This is a genomic window from Arthrobacter sp. SLBN-100, assembly GCF_006715305.1.
In the GTDB taxonomy this organism is placed as follows: Bacteria; Actinomycetota; Actinomycetes; order Actinomycetales; family Micrococcaceae; genus Arthrobacter.
On sequence record NZ_VFMY01000001.1, the window covers coordinates 884,740 to 900,518 of the forward strand.

Consider the following 15,779-nt stretch of genomic DNA (forward strand, 5'->3'; position numbering starts at 1 on the left):
TGACTGTAACCGTGACGCCGGGCAATGTCCGCAGAGGAACGTTCCGCGCGGGCCTGGCCGGCTGCTCCGGGTCAGGGGGTAAGGCCGCGGCGCCGGAGCAGCTGGGCGGCGATCCCGGCGCCGAAGAGGGCAATGGTGGTCAGGGCCAGGGCACCTGCGGGGTCGAACGGTTCGACCGGCATCGCGGCGGAGTGCCGGAATGGGCTGAGGTCCTGCAGCCAGGCAGGCAGGCGGAGCAGTTCACCGAATTGACCCAGGACCAGCCCGCCAGCCAGCATGCCCCACGCCAGCGGAATACTCAACCTGGGCACCGCTGCGAAAAGGACCGCCGTTGAGGTGACGAACACGGCGGCGGCCGGGACGTGCGCCATCGCAGCCCCGATCAGCAGGCCGGGCGGGTCGTACTCCACGCCGGAGAGGGCAAGGCCGATGGAGGCTGCGGTCCCGGCGACGACGGCCACCACCGCCACCGACGCCGCTGCCAGGACCAGGTTCGCGCCAAGCCACCGTGTCCGGGAGCGGGGCGTGGCCAGGAGGATTTCGGCCCGGCCTTCGACTTCCTCTGCGCGGAGCCGCAGTACCGCCTGGATACCGGCGGCCGCCGCCAGGACACCGGCGATACCCAACAAGGCGGCGGTGAACAGATCGGCGGTCTCCGCCCGGCCGCCCGGGACAAGCCGACTGATCAGCTCCCGCAGTGAGTCATTGCCGCCAATCACACCGCTGACGACGGGTCCGAGCCCTCCGGCGATCCCTCCCAGCAGACCTGCAGCAACGCACCAGCCCAACAGGATGGGCCGCTGTTGGCGCCACGCCAAGCCCAGGAACGAGGCACCGCCGGCGACCGCACGCTCCCGGCCCGCACGTTCAGGCAAAAGACTCTCGCCAAGATCCCTACGGCTCCTGAGCATCACTACGGCTACCGCCAGCACGGCGGCGCCGGCAACCAGTGCCAGCAAAGGCACGGGATCTGCGACCGAGAACGGACGCGAGCGTTGGCCCCACCCAAGAGGCGAGAGCAGCGAAACCCACCCGCTGGTGACCTGGCTCAGATCGGAGTTCGGCGTACCAAAGGCGTCGCCGATGCCACGCACAAAATATGCGGCCCCGACCAGGCCGGCGGCTGCACCGTTGGCCGCCCGCCCCGACGGCATCACCTGCGCCACGGCGGCTGCGATGGCGACGAAAAAAGCCCCGACGGCACCGACGGCAGCTCCCGCCATCAGCGCGCCGCCCCCGGGCAGCCCGGCAGCAGCGAAACCGGCAGCCACACCCAGGGCCAGCACAAAATTAGCAGCGCCGCCCAGAATCAGGGTTGCTGCCAGGGGCGCAGCACGAGGCACGGGGGCCGAGCCAACCAGTTCCGCTCGTCCGAGCTCCTCATCGCTGCGTGTATGACGGATGACCAGGAACGTGCTCATCAGTCCGGCGAGAACAGCCGTAAAAGCGTAGCCCTGGAAGAACACCACCGCTCCAACGCCGGTTCCGTCCGGGAGGCCGCGGACGAACAGGAACGCCGGGCTCACGGCGGCCACATTAATGATCGCCACACGCGCTGCCTCGGCCGCGAATTCGGTGGCCACCGCATTGGCCACGGCGTACCCCAGAAAGGCGATGCCCAGGATCCAGACGGGCAGCAGCACGCGTTCCCGTCGTGCCTGGGCAAGGACCAGGCCCATGAGGCCGGACATCAGCGCACCTCGCTGGTGGCGTCACTGTAATGGCTCAAGAACAAAGACTCCAGCGACGGCGGCGACACAGTCAATCCACGAATCCCGGCGGCCGCTACGGCTTCCAGTACCGGTGCCAGGTCCGCGGGGTCCACGTCAAACTCGACAACGCCCCGGGCGGTTGTGGTGCCCTGTACCCCCGGCAGGGCGGACAGCAGGGCAGCATCAGCGGCCTCGACCCTGAAATGGGTGAGTTTCAGATGACGCAGCTCCGTCAAGGTTCCCGATTCCACGGCCCGGCCGGAACGGATGATCGTTACCCTGCCGCAGAGCTGTTCGACTTCGCTAAGGATGTGGCTGGAGAGCAGCACTGTGGCACCGTCTGCGCTGACGCGCTGAACCTGCCGGCGGAAGACCGAATCCATCACCGGGTCCAGGCCTGCACTGGGCTCATCGAGCAGATACAGCCGCGCCGGGCGGGCGAACGCTGCGATCAGTGCCACCTTCTGACGGTTGCCTTTGGAATACGTCCGCGCTTTGCGCCGCGGATCCAACTCAAACTCGTCGATCAGGTTCCGGCGAAGCCGCTCATCGGGTCCGCCGCGCAGACCGGTGAGCAGGTCTATGACCTCGCCGCCGGACAGGTTCGGCCACAAGCTCACATCCCCGGGAACATAAGCAACTTCCCGGTGGGCGCGGACCGGGTCCTGCCACGGATCCAACCCGAACACGCGCGCCGTACCCGATGACGGGCGGATGAGCCCGAGGAGCACCCGCAAGGTTGTTGATTTACCGGCGCCGTTGGGGCCGAGGAACCCATGGACCTCGCCGGGACACACGCGCAGGTCAAGTCCGTCCAAGGCACGCGTCCTGCCGAAATTCTTTCCGAGCTGTGCGGCGTCAATGATCAGATCTGATGGTGAAGTCATGGCGGGTCCCGTTCCCTCGGTCCAGCAACAACCACCGAGGCGGCTGCCACGGCGTTCCGCGGGCACAACCTCCCGCGGGCCGACCAGGCTTCCCGGCTCTCCAATGCACAGCCTACGTCCGCTCCGACCTGCGAGGGAAGAGCCCCTTCACGCGAGGTATTGGCAGGAGGCAACAGGGAGCCACCGCGTAGGGGCATGGCCATGCAGAACCCTGACCGGCCGTCGTGAACGCCAGCTGAGCCGGAACTGCGCCAGGCGTGCGCTGGACGCCTCAACTCCCCTGCAGTCCGGGCTCCAAACCCGCCCTAGTGCCCGTTGCCGTGCTCGACGGCGAAATCACCGCCGGGGTACATGATGGTTTCGTGCCCGTCGTCAAAGCGGACAAGGTAGGGCGGCGCTCCACCCTGGCCGCGGACCTCAAGAATCACGCCATGCCGGTCAGTGGACCCGACGTTCCTGCCATGCACGATGATCCGGTCGCCTTGTGTTGCCTCCATGGCAATCACCTCCAGCCCTAGGTTACGACTCCCGGCGCGGACCGGAAAGGGGCGGGGACAAAGCCGGCATGGCAGGATTCCACCATGCCGCTGAACATTTTGCTGCTCGCCGATACCCACGTCCCCAAGCGCGCCAAAGCACTGCCTGCGCAGGTGTGGGCCGCCGTCGAAAACGCCGATGCGGTCTTCCACGCCGGGGACTGGGTGACGGCCGATCTGCTGGACCTGCTCGAGCAGCGCAGCCGCTCCCTGGTGGGCGTCTACGGAAACAACGACGGCCCCGACCTGCGGGCCCGGCTGCCGGAAACAGCAGCAGTCACGCTGGACGACGTCCGGTTTGCGATGGTTCACGAAACCGGTCAGGCCAAAGGCCGGGAGGCGCGGTGCGAGCAGCTCTACCCTGCTGCCGACGTGCTGGTTTTCGGGCACAGCCACATCCCGTGGGACTCGGTCTCCCCCCGGGGACTGCGGCTGCTGAACCCCGGCTCCCCTACCGACCGGCGCCGCCAGCCTGCCTGCACCTACATGACGGCCGTGGCGGACGCCGGCGTCCTGAGGGAGGTCCGGCTGGTAGAAGTCCACCGGGACAAGTAGACGCCGCCAAAGACTGAGCGGCGGCGAAAGCTGAACCAGATCCGCACTGATCGAAACCGAATCCGGGTTGGCAGTGCCCGCCTGATTGCCTAGGCTGGAACGGTAAGCATACTTAGCTTTTAGTGTTCCACCCCTACCCGCCAGGAGGACCACCATGACTGACCAGTACACCTTCCGTAATCCCGTCACCGCCTACGAAAAGATCTCGCCGCCGGAGCAGCACCAGCCCGAGCCAGGCCTGGATGCGGAGCTGGCCCCGAAGGCCGATCTCGGCGAGGAAACCTACCGTGGCACGGGCCGCTTGGAGGGCCGGAAGGCGATCGTCACAGGGGCCGATTCCGGGATCGGCGCGGCCACCGCCATTGCTTTCGCCCGCGAGGGGGCCGACGTCGTCCTTTCCTACCTGCCCGAGGAAGAAGAGGACGCAGCCCGCATCGCCGGCATCATCGAAGCCGCCGGCCGAAAGGCCGTCAAGGTTCCCGGCGACCTGAAGGACCCCGCCGCCTGCCAGGACTTGGTGGACACTGCCGTGGCCGTGCTGGGCGGAGTGGACATCCTGGTCAACAACGCCGGAAAGCAGGTGGCGCAGGAGGACATCAGCCAGATCACGGACGAACAGTTCGACCACACCCAAAAGACGAACGTCTACGCAATGTTCCGGGTCACCAAGGCCGCGGTTCCACACATGCCGGCCGGTTCCACCATCATCAACACCACCTCAATCCAGGCGTACAACCCGTCCCCCACGCTGCTGGACTACGCCACCACCAAGGCGAGCATCAACAACTTCACCAAGGGCCTGGCCCAGCAGCTCGCGCCCAAGGGCATCCGCGTGAACGCAGTTGCGCCCGGGCCCATCTGGACGCCGCTGCAGGTCAGCAGTGGCCAACCAAAGGAGCAACTGCCGGAGTTCGGCCAGTCCACGCCCCTGGGCCGGGCGGGCCAGCCCGCCGAACTCGCCCCGGCCTACGTTTTCCTGGCCTCGCCGGAGTCCAGTTATGTCCTGGGGGAAACCCTGAACGTTAACGGCGGAAGCCCCACCCCGTAGCGCCGGACAAAGGACGGCCGACGGCGGTGCCTTGCGCTGGATGAGCGGGGCACCGCCGTCGGCGCTAGTCTTCGTCCCGGCCGGCGAGCAGATCGTCGGTGGCGGGGTCGGGCTGGCCGTCGAAGAACCGCGCCAGGACCGTCTTGAAGACGGTTTCCCCCGGGGCTGCGCGCGTGAACAGCGTCATGGACGAGTGCAGCTTCCGGGCGTCGACGCCGCCAAAAATGTCCCCCGCGGTGCGGTCTGGATGGGCGGTGAGGACTTGGGCGCACTCGAGCAGCCGCGGACCCAATACCGGGTGGTCCAGGTACTCCCTGGCTTCTTCGAGGGAGCTAATGGCGTAGCGGCGGGATGTCTCGCTGTGGCCCAGGCCCGCGAGCTGCGGAAAAATGAACCACATCCAGTGACCGGACTTGCTGCCCAATTGCAGTTCGGCCAGCGCCTGGTCAAAAATCCCGCCGTTGTCCTGCGCGGCAACAAAGCGTTCCAGGTCATAGCGATCGTTCACGGGTGTCTCCTTGTGGTGGGGCTTCGGGTGTGGATTGCTGCTCGAGGAAAGCGGCTGCGTTGCGTAACTGCGTATCCGGGTCTGTCCGCCACCGGGCAAGGACAATGTTGGCCCGCTGCCGGTCGCGGCCATTGAGCCGCGCAAGGAATGGGGCCACCACGTCGGCCAGCAGCGGGTCAGCCAGCTCCCGGGTTCCGGCGGACCGGAGGAAGCTTTCGATCCGCGTCAGGTCCGAATGGCGCAGCAGCGCCGCCTTGGTTTGCAGCAGCACGATGGCGGCGAGCCGGCGCTCGTAGACCGCGCGGGAGCCAGGCCGCGGCTGTCCCCACAGCGCCGAGGCCAACTGCACCACGGCGTCGTGATCGAGGTCCTTGTACTTCCGCAGGGCATCACGGATGGTTCCCCGGACGGCGCCGATGGAGGATCCGTAGGAGGTGAGCGCGCCGCCCAGCCGGCCCTCGACGTCGTCCGCCCGGAACCAGGCACCCTCATTCTGCAGGGTGCGGTCAACAAACCCGGCAGCGGCTGCAACAATATCGACGCTGCTGCTCATCGGATCCGGCCTGCCGACGCATGACGGATGCAAAACGGCGTCCAGGGGCGCGCCTCCAGCCGGCCGTCAGCGATAGCTTCCCCGCAGACGGCGCAGGTCCCGTAGGTGCCGTCGGCGATCCTGGCGAGGGCCGCCTCCACCTGGTCCAGTCCGGCGCTGCTTTGCTGCAGGAGTGCCGAGGCCTGCGACAGTTCGAAGGCGATGGTGGAGCCTTCCGGATCGTGTTCGTCATCCACGTTCGAATCCTGGCGGGCGGAGTTTGCCGAGGCGATGTCGGCGCGGAGGGCCGGAAGCAACGCCGCTTTCCGCGCCCGCTCCTCCTCGAGCAGGATCCGGAACCGTTCGAAGTCAGGCATGGGAAAAGCCTAGCGGGGTCAGTACCAGTTGTTGGCCGCCGAGTGGTTCCAGGCCCCGCACGGAGAGCCGTAGCGGCCGCGGATGTAGCCCAGGCCCCATTCGATCTGGGTCCGGTAACTGGTGAGCCAGTCACTGCCGGCGCTGGAGTATTTTCCGGGCGGAAGTGCCTGGGCTATTCCATAGGCGCCGGAGTAGGGGTTCGTGGCGGTAGTCAGCCAGTTTGATTCCTTGGTCCAGAGCTGGGCGAGGCAGAGGAACTGGTCCTGGCCCCAGCCGTACGAGCCCAGCCTGCCCGAGGCGTAGCTTTTGGCGCCTGCCGGGTCATTGACGGCGCCGCCGGGAACGGAGGGCACGACGACGGGCGGCGGGCTGGGTGCCACGGGCAAGGCGGGTGCGGGGGCAGGATTTGCCGGCGCCGGGTTGTTAGGTGCCGGATTGCCGGGTGCGGGGTCGTCGGGTACGCGATTTGCCGGTGCGGGGACGGGCGGAGCGGGCGGTCGGACGGCAGCCGCTGCGGCTGCCCTGGCTGCCGCTTCGGCCTGCTGCCGGGCCTGCTCTTCGGCTGCGGCGCGCTTGGCGGCCTGCGCTGCCTCATAAGCGGCAAGTGCCGCCTGGCCCTGCCGGTAGGCTCCCTCAACTTCCGCCGTCGTGCCCTTGAGGGAGGCCAGTTGGGCTGTCAACTCCTCGCTGCGCTGCCGGCTTTCCGCCACCTGGCGCGCCATCGCCTCCTGCGCGGACCGGGCGGCGTCGAGCTTGGCCTTGGCTTCAAGGGACAGCCGCTCACGTTCGGCTCTGGCAGCACTTTCCTGGGCAGCCAACGAGGATGCGATCCGGCCACCGGCTTCGGCCTTTGTGACCAGCCCCGCCGTTTTGTCCCCGACGATTTGCACCACGTTGAGCCCCTGAATGCTGTTGGCCTGGATCGCATCCAGGGCAACGAAGAATCCCATGGTGGTGCCGCCGGTTTTGTAGGACTGGGCCGCGAGGGCACCAAGTTCCTTCCGGTGCCGGGACAGATCGGCGTTGGCCTGTGAGACCTGGGCGGTGAGGGCCTCCACTCTTGCGCTGGCACTCTGCAGCGCAGAGTCTGTGACAGCATAGTCGGCTGCCGACTGGACGGCGGCTGTACCCAAGGACTCGGACTGGGCCTGCAGGTCACCCAAAAGGCCGTCAATCCTGCTGATTTCAGCGGCCTTGCCAGCCTCGGTCTGCTTTGCTTCCTGCACATCCTCCCAGGAGGGGTAATCGCCGGTCGGGTCGCTTTCCGCTGCGCCCGCCGGTGCCAGCCCCAGTATTGCGGTCAGGGCCACCAGAAGCGCCGCCGGCAGGAGGGACCGGGCTTTTGTAACGAACCGAGACATAGTCCGGAAGTTTACCGGCTTCAACCTCTGGTTGAAGGCCAGCGTCCTGACATCGTTATGCAGCGGAGACCTCCCGCTTCCTCCCGGCGGGCAGGACGGTGCACTTCAGAGGTGCTGGCTGAACCAGGCGAGGGTGTCTTTCCAGGCGGCTGTGGCCTGGGCCTCGTTGTACTGGTCACCGGTGTCATTGTGGAACGCGTGGCCCACACCGGGGTAGACAGTGAGCTGATGGACAACGTCGGTGGCAGCGAGCGCATCCTTGAGCGCCGGCATGGCACCCGTGATGCGTTGATCCAGCTCTGCATATACACCGAAGACCGCAGGCTTGATCCCCGGCACCTTGCCCAGGTCAGGGGCGGGCCCATAAAAAGCCGAGGTCGCCTTCAGCCCGTCCAGCTCTGTGGCTGCCTGCCAGGTGATGCCGCCACCGAAACAGTAACCGGTCATGGCAATTCGTTCACCCTCCACGAAGTCCTGGCCCCGGAGGTACTCCAGTGCCGCTCCAAAGTCGGCGATGTGCCGCTGGGCCCCGGCCGTGGTGAGGGCGCCGGGAACAGCATCGCGGTCCATGCCGGCGGTTCCGCCTTCCCGGCTCAGCAGGTCCAGGGCAAGGGCCACGTAGCCCTCTTTCGCGAAGCGTCGCGCCACGTCCTGGATGTGGGGTGTCAGGCCACGGTTCTCGTGGCAGATCAGCACTGCAGGACGGGGCCCGGTCGACTCCGGGCGGGCCAAGTAGGCGCTGACAGAGGTTCCGCCGGACGGAAACTGGACGGTCGCCGTCGTCATTCCAGCAGCACCCTCAGGTACGGAGAGCGGGCTTTTCGCCCCGGGCACCGCACCGGAACCGGCCGTTCCGGAGGCAGTCGACGCAGAGGCCTCGGGCGCGGGAATCGGGTCGGTGCTGCGGGGCATCTCACTGGGCGTGCAGCCGACCAGCAGCATCGCGGCCGCGGCAGCCGCCATACTGCCGGTAATGAAGGCCACCCGCCGGGTGAACGTCCGGTGGCTTAAAGTCCCGGCGCGGTAGTCGTCAAAGAATTCTTCGATCAGATACTTCTCATACTTGCCGAGCTGAGTCACGGGGCCTCCTCTGAGTGCGCTCATCCTCCTACCCTCTGCCCTCGCGGACAAGATTCAGCCACCCCATTCCGGCGGAGCTTTATTACTTTGTGACAAACAACACCTGGCGGCGTACGGCGTTTCTATCTCCTGAGGTCAAGGCCCGGTGTAGGAAGAATCCAATCATTTGCTAAATACGAGAGAAGCCGCTCGTATGTTACCCAAACGTGACAATCGGTCCCGGTGCGGGCTATGGTCTTCAGGTGTCCCTCCCAGACCGGGACATTCCCATCAGTATGCCGAGCCCTGCCACTGATCCGGGATTCAATCGCTTTCCAGCTGGCAGGGACGGGGGAACCACATTTCCGCGGCCTCCTCAGAGGCCTTGGGGTCAAGTCGATAGCGCCCTCCGTTCCGTTCGGAGCCGCTCCCGGCCGGGTATCTCCAACCCGAACCCGACAGCTCACCCCGCAGGCATGGGAGAGGCGATCAACCGTGTCAAAAAATTCCACCACCGCCCGTCACCGCGCGACTCCGGCCCGCTCAATCGCGCTCCAGGGCTTGGCTGTATCAGCCAAGTCGCTTGGCCGCCCGGCGCTCGCCGTAGCAGCAGCTTCCGGCATTGCCTTCGGTGTGGGCGCCCCGGCCCACGCAGGCGTAACCGGACCGGACACCACCGAGACCACTAACACCCAGGCTTACACTGCGCCCGCCGCTGCCGTCGCTGCTCCCGCAGCAGCTGCCGCCAACGTGCACACTGTGGTTTCGGGTGACACCTTGGGTGCCATCTCGGCTGCCTACGGCGTCAGCCTCAATGACGTTCTGTCGGCCAACGCCCTGGCGATCTCCGCGATCATCTACCCCGGCGACCAGATTCAGATCCCGGGCGCCGGGTATGTTGCAGCTGCTCCGGCCGCTGCTCCGGCACCCGTCGCCGCTCCTGCTCCGGCCGCCGCTCCTGCACCCGTTCAGGCAGCCGCTGCCCCGGCTCCGGCCAACACTGGAGTGAACGTGTCCTACGCTTCAGCTCCGGCAGCTGCCACCGGTTCGGGCGCGGGCGCTGCCATCCTGGCGTCGGCCTACGGCCAGGTGGGCGTCCAGCAGGACTGCACCGCCATGGTGGAGAAGGCCCTGCGCTCGGTGGGTAAGAGTGTTGGCGACCTGGCTCCCGGCCAGTTCTTCCAGTACGGCTCCGTTGTGGGCACCCCCGCTGCCGGTGACCTGGTGATCACCGCCGGCCACGTCGGCGTGTACGCCGGCAACGGCCAGGTTGTCAGCGGCGGCGTGGACGGTTACAAGACCGAGGTCCACTCCATCAGCTGGCTCGGGGGCGCTTCCTTCGTCCACGTAGCGTAGCCACACCACCCGGACAGGGGCGGCAGGCGGGATTATCCCCGCCTGCCGCCCCTGTTTCGTTGTTGGCGCTCGCTGCAACCCCGTCCGCCGGGTGCCGGCTGTGCACGTCCCGTCAGCTCAGGTGCCGCAGAAGGTCTGGTAACTGCCGAAGTCCTCCGGCGCTCCCTCGGCATAGCGCTCCAGCCCCGGGCGCTCCTGGTATGGGGCACGGACAACGTCCACGAGCCGGTTAAATGGATCGAGGTCGCCGTCAGTTGCTGCGGCGAGCGCCTCCTCCACCAGGTGGTTGCGCGGAATGTAGGCGGGGTTGACCTGGTCCATCAGGCCGGCGTCGGGTTGCAGGGCCTGCCACCGTTCGGCCCAGGCGTCGAAAGCCGCGAGGTCCAGGACCATGCCTCGGGCGGGCCGCTGGTTTCCCCGCGCCGCGTGGCCGAGATTCCGGAAGAACGAGGTGTAGTCCACGGGCCCGTCCTTGAGTATGGCGATCACGCCGTCCACCACCTGCGATGCTTCTTCTGCCTCCGGGCTCCCGGCGGCACTCTCCTTCAGGCCCAGTTTGGTTTTCATGCCGGCGAACCAGGCGTCACTGTACTGGCGGCGGAACGCGCCCAGGGCTTCCACTGCGGGGGCTACGGCCTGTTCCTGGTCTTCGTTGATGAGCGGCAGCATTGCCTCGGCAAGGCGGGCGAGGTTCCATTCGGCCACCACCGGCTGGTTGGCGTAGGCGTAGCGGCCGCCGACGTCGATGGAGCTGTAGACGGCCGCCGGGTTGAAGGCGTCCATAAACGCGCAGGGGCCGTAGTCGATGGTTTCGCCGGAGATGGTGATGTTGTCTGTGTTCATGACGCCATGGACGAAGCCCACCAGCATCCACCGGGCCACCAGCGACGCCTGGGCGGCTACCACGGCCTCAAAGAGGGCGAGGTAGCGATTCTCGGCCAGGGCAGCGGCGGGGTGGTGCCGTGTAATGGCGTGATCGGCGAGGCGCCGCAGGAGGTCCATGTTCTCGGTGGCCCGAGCGTACTGGAAGCTTCCAACCCGCAGATGGCTGCTGGCCACCCTTGCCAGGACTGCTCCAGGAAGCATGGTATCGCGGCGGACCGGGCGGCCGGTGGCCGTAACAGCCAGGGACCTCGTGGTGGGGATGCCCAGTGCGTTCATCGCCTCACTCACCACGTACTCCCGCAGCATGGGCCCGACGACGGCACGTCCGTCGCCTGCGCGGGCGAAGGGCGTGCGGCCGGACCCTTTGAGGTGGATGTCGCGCAGGCGCCCGTGTACGTCCGTCACCTCGCCAAGAAGAAGCGCGCGGCCGTCGCCGAGGAGGGGGGAGTAACCGCCAAACTGGTGGCCGGCATAGGCCTGGGCCACCGGCGTCGCCCCCGCCGGAATGTGGTTCCCCAGGAGGAGCCGGACCCCCTCCGGCGACTGGAGGTATTCCGGATCCAGCCCGAGTTCGCCCGCCAATTCTTCATTGAGGACAAGGAGCTTGGGGTCCGGGGCTTCCTCTGCCTGCCAGGGAACAGCAAGCTCCGAAAGTTCCCGGGCAAACCGCCCGTCAAAGGTGACGGTTGATTCAGCAGCAGCTGTCATTGCTCAAGCCTTCCCTCGTGGTTTGTTTTCCGCTCGGTTAGCCATGTGATGAACCGCCCTCAAATTCACTCTCCACCCCTTGGTCGGGTTTGGCAATAATTCCGCGGCCGTTCCCGCCCTGCGGCACGGGGTCCTGCACCACGGGGTCCTGCCAGCGGCGGCGCTCCGGAAGAGGCACCCGCTGCAGGTCATGTGCCGCTACCACCCTTACTTGTGCGGCACGTGCGCTGGCCTGGGCCGCCAGCGGGGTGACGTCCACGTACCTTGACGAAAAGTGCGTCAGCACGAGGGTGTTGGCGCCGGCGCCGCCAGCCAGGTCACCTGCCTGCCCTGCCGTGAGGTGGCGGTACTGGCCCGCTAGTCCGGCGTCGTCGTCGCTGAAGGTGGATTCCGCGACGAGGAGGTCGACGCCGTCCGCCAGGCCTTCTGCCCCCTCGCAGGGCGCCGTGTCCATCACAAAGGCGAAGCGCTGGCCGCGCCGGGGAATGCTCACATCGTCGAGGCGGACGCCTGCCACGCTACCGTCGCGCTGCAGCCGCCCGACGTCGGGGCCCCGGATGCCCGCTGCTGCCAGGCGCTCCGGCAGCAAGGTGCGGCTATCCGCTTCTGTCAGCCGGTAGCCGTAGGTTTCAATGCGGTGCTTCAGCGGCCGGACCTCCAGCCCTTCGGCCACCATTCCACTACCGCCATGGGGGTGAAGCCTCAGGTCTATGCCGGGCGAGCTGATGGACACGAGGGCGCGGACCACGTCCTCGCCTGACGCGGGGTAGTGGAGATGGACCGGATGCGCCACGCCGTCCAGCGCCATGCGGGACAGCACCCCCGGCAGGCCGAAGCAGTGGTCGCCGTGAACGTGGGTGAGGCAGATGCGGGTGATCTGGGTGGCTGAGACGCCGGCGTGGATCATCTGGCGCTGCGTTCCCTCGCCGGGATCGAAGAGCAGCCCTTCACCGTCCCAGCGCAGCAGATAGCCATTATGGTTGCGGGTCCGGGTGGGAACCTGGGAAGCCGTGCCCAGGACTGCGAGTTCACGCATGGTATTGGCGGGACCAAAAAGCAGGTTCCGGAAATGTCCGGGACCTGCTTCCTGATTCGCCCTGATGGCTCAGTGCCGCCTGAACATTCCCATGATTCGGTTGGCCACGCCGCCGCCCGGCCTTGCGCCCATGGCGCCGGAGGCGTTCCGCGCCCGGCCCGCAGTGTTCATTCCACGTCCCCGGACTGTCCCGCCGGTGCCGTTCCTGCCTGAAACTCGTCCAGCGGCGTTCCTGATCATGCTTCCCAAGTTCATGTGAAACTCCTTCAATCGTGATCCTGCCAACTGACATTCATCAGTCTGCTTATTATATTAGCCCGGCTTCGGCTCGCGGCCAGAGGCCGGGGCCCCTATTCGTGAAGCACCTGGCTTCCAGCGAACCGGGCTTCCAGTGCTGCTCACGCTGCCTGGTTCTAGCGCTCGAGGTCGTCGGGCTCGAACTCACTGAGCGGGGACCCGCCAAAGTTTTCCTGGTCATCGCTGGCGTCGGCTTCCAGGCCGGTCGGTTCTTCGCCGAAGTCCACGTCCGCCACCGCTTCACCAAGGGTCGGCGTGGCCGCCGGCACCTGTTCGTTGCCGGCGCCGTCGCGGGTGCCCTTCACGTCATCACGCAGCGTTTGGTCGCTCAGGAAATCCTCTTCCTCCCCGGAGACCTCGTCCTGGAGCAGCGGATCCTCCTGCCAGCGGTCCGGATTGTTCTCCGCAGCTCCGGGGTAGCTGTCAGGCTCGCCGCTGGTGACGGGGTCAAGCTCCAGGGAAGAAGCCGCGCCGGGCGTTTCGTCCAGGAGCACGTCGTTTTCCTCGACAACCTCAAGCTCGTCGTCAGGCAAGTTCTGTTCCGTCATGATGCTGCCTTTCTCGTGACCGGCTTTCCCAACAATAGTAAGCATACTGACGAATGGGGTGCGGTGTGAACCCGGCGGGCCCCGACAAACTGCAGGCAGGCCGCTCCCGGCGACCCCGCCATGCCACAGCTGGGCTCGCGCAGGTGCCGCACGGTTCAGTGCAGGAGCCACGAATTGTCTTGCGGGCGTTCGGGCTTCCGGCGCAGTTTGCGGACCAGGACAATAAAGGGCCAGGCCAGCAGTTGCAGCAGGCCCGCGGTCAACAACAGGCCGATCATGAGGAGAATGACCGGTGAATAAAGAAGAAAGACTCCAACTGCGGCCGCTATATAGCCGCCGATGAACGCCAGAACCGCTGCAGCGTCCAGTGCCACAAGGCATCCCTCCGGGAATGCTGGGGGATCAGCACCCAGCCTGACAAGGTGGCCGCTTACTTCCTAACGGTTGTTTCAGCGTACTCTCCCTGCCGCGGCGGAGGAAGAAGCCAGGTGCTGGGACAACCGCCGCAACAGGAGCTGAAGATCAGCCAGTTGAGGCGTACAAATGAATCATGCAGGAGTCAAGGGCCATCGTGGCCGGTTATGACGGTTCCGCGGAGGCTGCGGTAGCGGTCCGGTGGGCAGCACAGCACGCACGCCGTCGGGGTCTGGTGCTGCATGTGGTGCACTGTTCCATCTGGCCGCTTTTGACCAGGCACCTTGGCCCTGTTCCGGGTGTCAGTGAGAGCGGCCTGGAACGGTCCGCCGAGTCCGTCCTCGAAGAAGGCCTTGAGCAGGCGAAGGCTTCAGCACCCGGGCTGCAGGTTGAATGCACCCTGCTGCACGGGCTCCCGGCCCAGCACCTCGTCCAGATAGCCGCGCGGCAGGAGATGCTTGTTGTGGGGAGCCGGGGGCTGGGCGGGTTCCTGGGCCTGGTAGTCGGTTCCGTCAGCCTGGAGCTGGCGGCCACCGCCTCCTGCCCGGTTGCCGTCATCCGTTCTGATCTTCATCCGGACGGTCCAGTGGTAGTGGCGGTCGATGAATCGGGTTCGCCCGCCCCTTTGAGGGATGCGTGCACCATGGCGTCGGCAGCCCGCGCGAGCCTCGTCGTAGTCCATGTACGGCACATCCCTGCCGGGTACAGGCGTTTCGGTGATAACGCGGAGGCCGCGGCTGCCGCCGGGGAGGTCGTGCGGGCCGCCGTCGAATCTGCCCGCGTTCATGCGCCTGCCGTGCAGGTTGAAGGAATGCTCCTGACCGATTCTTCGGTCCCCCATGCCCTTCTCGAGGCCTCCCGGGACGCTGCGATGCTGGTGGTGGGCAGCAAGGGCCGTGGACTGGTCAAGGAAACGATCGGGTCTACCGCCCATGCCGTCCTGCACCATGCGCATGGGCCTGTGCTTGTTTCCCGCCACGGTTCCACCAGCCGATGACAACCTGCTGCCCTGGCAACCTCAAGTCCCCAGCACGTAGGCTGAACCGATACACGGCGCGGGCTGGATGGTGAGTGGTGGCTGCAGTAATTCTGGGGTGGAACCCAAAGGAAGGGAGTCGCTGGGACTACCGTGCCGCCGTCGACCAGGTGGCGGAGTCCGGCCGGGTCCTGGAACGGTGGAACCTTGGCCACCGCCGGAACATCTTGCCGGAGACAGAGGTTTGGCTCCTGCTGCGGGGCAGCAGTGAGGCAGGGAGCGGCCTGATTGGCCACGGGGCGGTGGTGTTCCCTCCGGTTGGGTCCATGGGACTTGAGGACGTCGACGCCAGGGACGGGCATGTCATCGCGTTCGACGTGCTGCTCCCCCTCGGCGAGCAGGTACGTCCCGGCATCCTCAGCGCGGCCGTTCCCGGGATACTTTGGGACGATGCAACAGCGGGCCCGGTTGCCGTTCCACCTTCAGCGGAGCCTGACCTTCGGAGGCTGTGGCGGGAGCAGGGGCCTGCGGCTGCCGGTCACGCTGGGTTGGTTCCGGGAGCCTGCCCGCCGGATGCTGTCACCAGGATTGAGGTGAACCGTTACGAGCGGGACGCTGACGCGCGCCGGGTATGCCTGGCATTCCACGGGACCTCCTGCGCCGCCTGCGGTTTCTCCTTCGAGGCTTCCTATGGCGACGCCGGAACTGGTTTTATCGAGGTGCACCATGTAGTGCCGCCGGCAATGCTTCGGAGCGGGTACATACTGGACCCCGTGGCTGACCTTGTGCCGCTCTGCCCGAACTGCCACGCGATGGCACATCTCGGGGTGGCATCGCCGCGGACAGTTTCGGAATTGCGGAACATGATCTCCGCGGCCGGACACATGCGGGGCGAGGTGGTCAGCGAGGCTGCCCTCGAGGCCCAGGATGATGCGCGGCGGATCCTTGAGGGGCCGCAAAGCCTGAGGGACCCGGGCTAAGGC

At 66.7% G+C, this 15,779-nt stretch carries 18 protein-coding genes and 1 riboswitch; of the genes, 5 read left to right on the forward strand and 13 right to left on the reverse strand.

Translation table 11 applies throughout. From position 1 onward, the window contains the following. Positions 1-71: 71 nt before the first annotated feature. The 3 genes from FBY31_RS04110 to FBY31_RS04120 form a co-directional block, all read right to left on the reverse strand. Positions 72-1,691: an ABC transporter permease gene (locus FBY31_RS04110; protein WP_142037246.1), complete on the reverse strand. Its 1,620-nt coding sequence runs from the start codon at positions 1,689-1,691 to the stop codon at positions 72-74. Then, positions 1,691-2,599 carry an ABC transporter ATP-binding protein gene (locus FBY31_RS04115; protein ID WP_200833302.1) on the reverse strand — a complete coding sequence of 303 codons (909 nt, stop codon included), beginning with the start codon at positions 2,597-2,599 and terminating at the stop codon, positions 1,691-1,693. Before FBY31_RS04115 ends, FBY31_RS04110 begins: the two co-directional genes overlap by 1 nt. 305 nt (positions 2,600-2,904) lie before the next feature. Continuing rightward, the gene (locus FBY31_RS04120; RefSeq protein ID WP_142037249.1) at positions 2,905-3,096 is read right to left on the reverse strand and encodes a DUF1918 domain-containing protein; all 192 of its coding nucleotides are present in this window, start codon (positions 3,094-3,096) and stop codon (positions 2,905-2,907) included. An 84-nt stretch (positions 3,097-3,180) separates the two neighbouring features. Here FBY31_RS04120 and FBY31_RS04125 point away from each other — a divergent pair, with 84 nt between their 5' ends. Further along, positions 3,181-3,690 carry a metallophosphoesterase family protein gene (locus FBY31_RS04125; protein ID WP_200833303.1) on the forward strand — a complete coding sequence of 170 codons (510 nt, stop codon included), beginning with the start codon at positions 3,181-3,183 and terminating at the stop codon, positions 3,688-3,690. A 154-nt stretch (positions 3,691-3,844) separates the two neighbouring features. Beyond that, the gene (locus FBY31_RS04130; RefSeq protein WP_142037252.1) at positions 3,845-4,738 is read left to right on the forward strand and encodes a glucose 1-dehydrogenase; all 894 of its coding nucleotides are present in this window, start codon (positions 3,845-3,847) and stop codon (positions 4,736-4,738) included. A gap of 64 nt (positions 4,739-4,802) precedes the next feature. Here the strand turns inward: FBY31_RS04130 and FBY31_RS04135 are convergent, their stop codons facing one another. From FBY31_RS04135 to FBY31_RS04155, 5 genes are all read right to left on the reverse strand, one after another. Next, the gene (locus tag FBY31_RS04135) at positions 4,803-5,246 is read right to left on the reverse strand and encodes a DUF1810 domain-containing protein (protein ID WP_142037255.1); all 444 of its coding nucleotides are present in this window, start codon (positions 5,244-5,246) and stop codon (positions 4,803-4,805) included. Next, on the reverse strand, positions 5,230-5,799 hold the full coding sequence (locus tag FBY31_RS04140; RefSeq protein ID WP_142037258.1) for a DNA alkylation repair protein: 570 nt from the start codon (positions 5,797-5,799) through the stop codon (positions 5,230-5,232). Before FBY31_RS04140 ends, FBY31_RS04135 begins: the two co-directional genes overlap by 17 nt. Then, positions 5,796-6,155: a TraR/DksA family transcriptional regulator gene (locus FBY31_RS04145; protein WP_142037261.1), complete on the reverse strand. Its 360-nt coding sequence runs from the start codon at positions 6,153-6,155 to the stop codon at positions 5,796-5,798. Before FBY31_RS04145 ends, FBY31_RS04140 begins: the two co-directional genes overlap by 4 nt. Before the next feature lie 18 nt (positions 6,156-6,173). Then, positions 6,174-7,517 carry a lytic transglycosylase domain-containing protein gene (locus FBY31_RS04150; protein ID WP_142037264.1) on the reverse strand — a complete coding sequence of 448 codons (1,344 nt, stop codon included), beginning with the start codon at positions 7,515-7,517 and terminating at the stop codon, positions 6,174-6,176. Between the two features lie 105 nt (positions 7,518-7,622). After that, positions 7,623-8,597 (reverse strand): dienelactone hydrolase family protein, encoded by a 975-nt coding sequence (locus FBY31_RS04155; RefSeq protein ID WP_142037267.1) that lies wholly within the window; start codon positions 8,595-8,597, stop codon positions 7,623-7,625. Between the two features lie 298 nt (positions 8,598-8,895). Further along, positions 8,896-9,068: riboswitch (cyclic di-AMP (ydaO/yuaA leader) on the forward strand. 3 nt (positions 9,069-9,071) lie between these two features. On the opposite strand from FBY31_RS04155, the gene FBY31_RS04160 reads away from it, so the two are divergent. Next, positions 9,072-9,932, forward strand: a complete 861-nt coding sequence (locus FBY31_RS04160; RefSeq protein ID WP_142037270.1) for a LysM peptidoglycan-binding domain-containing protein — start codon at positions 9,072-9,074, stop codon at positions 9,930-9,932. A gap of 117 nt (positions 9,933-10,049) precedes the next feature. Here FBY31_RS04160 and FBY31_RS04165 read toward each other — a convergent pair whose 3' ends face one another. The 5 genes from FBY31_RS04165 to FBY31_RS04185 all read right to left on the reverse strand — a co-directional run bounded on the left by FBY31_RS04165 (position 10,050) and on the right by FBY31_RS04185 (position 13,780). Continuing rightward, the gene (locus tag FBY31_RS04165) at positions 10,050-11,525 is read right to left on the reverse strand and encodes a protein adenylyltransferase SelO (protein WP_142037273.1); all 1,476 of its coding nucleotides are present in this window, start codon (positions 11,523-11,525) and stop codon (positions 10,050-10,052) included. A gap of 37 nt (positions 11,526-11,562) precedes the next feature. After that, on the reverse strand, positions 11,563-12,561 hold the full coding sequence (locus tag FBY31_RS04170) for a ribonuclease Z (RefSeq protein WP_142037276.1): 999 nt from the start codon (positions 12,559-12,561) through the stop codon (positions 11,563-11,565). 69 nt (positions 12,562-12,630) lie between these two features. After that, the gene (locus FBY31_RS04175) at positions 12,631-12,816 is read right to left on the reverse strand and encodes a hypothetical protein (protein WP_142037279.1); all 186 of its coding nucleotides are present in this window, start codon (positions 12,814-12,816) and stop codon (positions 12,631-12,633) included. A gap of 158 nt (positions 12,817-12,974) precedes the next feature. Next, positions 12,975-13,406, reverse strand: a complete 432-nt coding sequence (locus FBY31_RS04180) for a hypothetical protein (RefSeq protein ID WP_142037282.1) — start codon at positions 13,404-13,406, stop codon at positions 12,975-12,977. 155 nt (positions 13,407-13,561) lie between these two features. Next, positions 13,562-13,780, reverse strand: coding sequence for a hypothetical protein (locus FBY31_RS04185; RefSeq protein ID WP_235012925.1), 219 nt, complete (start codon positions 13,778-13,780; stop codon positions 13,562-13,564). A gap of 176 nt (positions 13,781-13,956) precedes the next feature. Between FBY31_RS04185 and FBY31_RS04190 the strand changes: the two genes are divergently transcribed. Together FBY31_RS04190 and FBY31_RS04195 are read left to right on the forward strand one after the other, a co-directional pair. Further along, positions 13,957-14,817 (forward strand): universal stress protein, encoded by an 861-nt coding sequence (locus FBY31_RS04190; RefSeq protein WP_142037285.1) that lies wholly within the window; start codon positions 13,957-13,959, stop codon positions 14,815-14,817. 77 nt (positions 14,818-14,894) lie between these two features. Beyond that, positions 14,895-15,776, forward strand: a complete 882-nt coding sequence (locus FBY31_RS04195; protein ID WP_142037288.1) for an HNH endonuclease — start codon at positions 14,895-14,897, stop codon at positions 15,774-15,776. Positions 15,777-15,779: the final 3 nt, after the last annotated feature.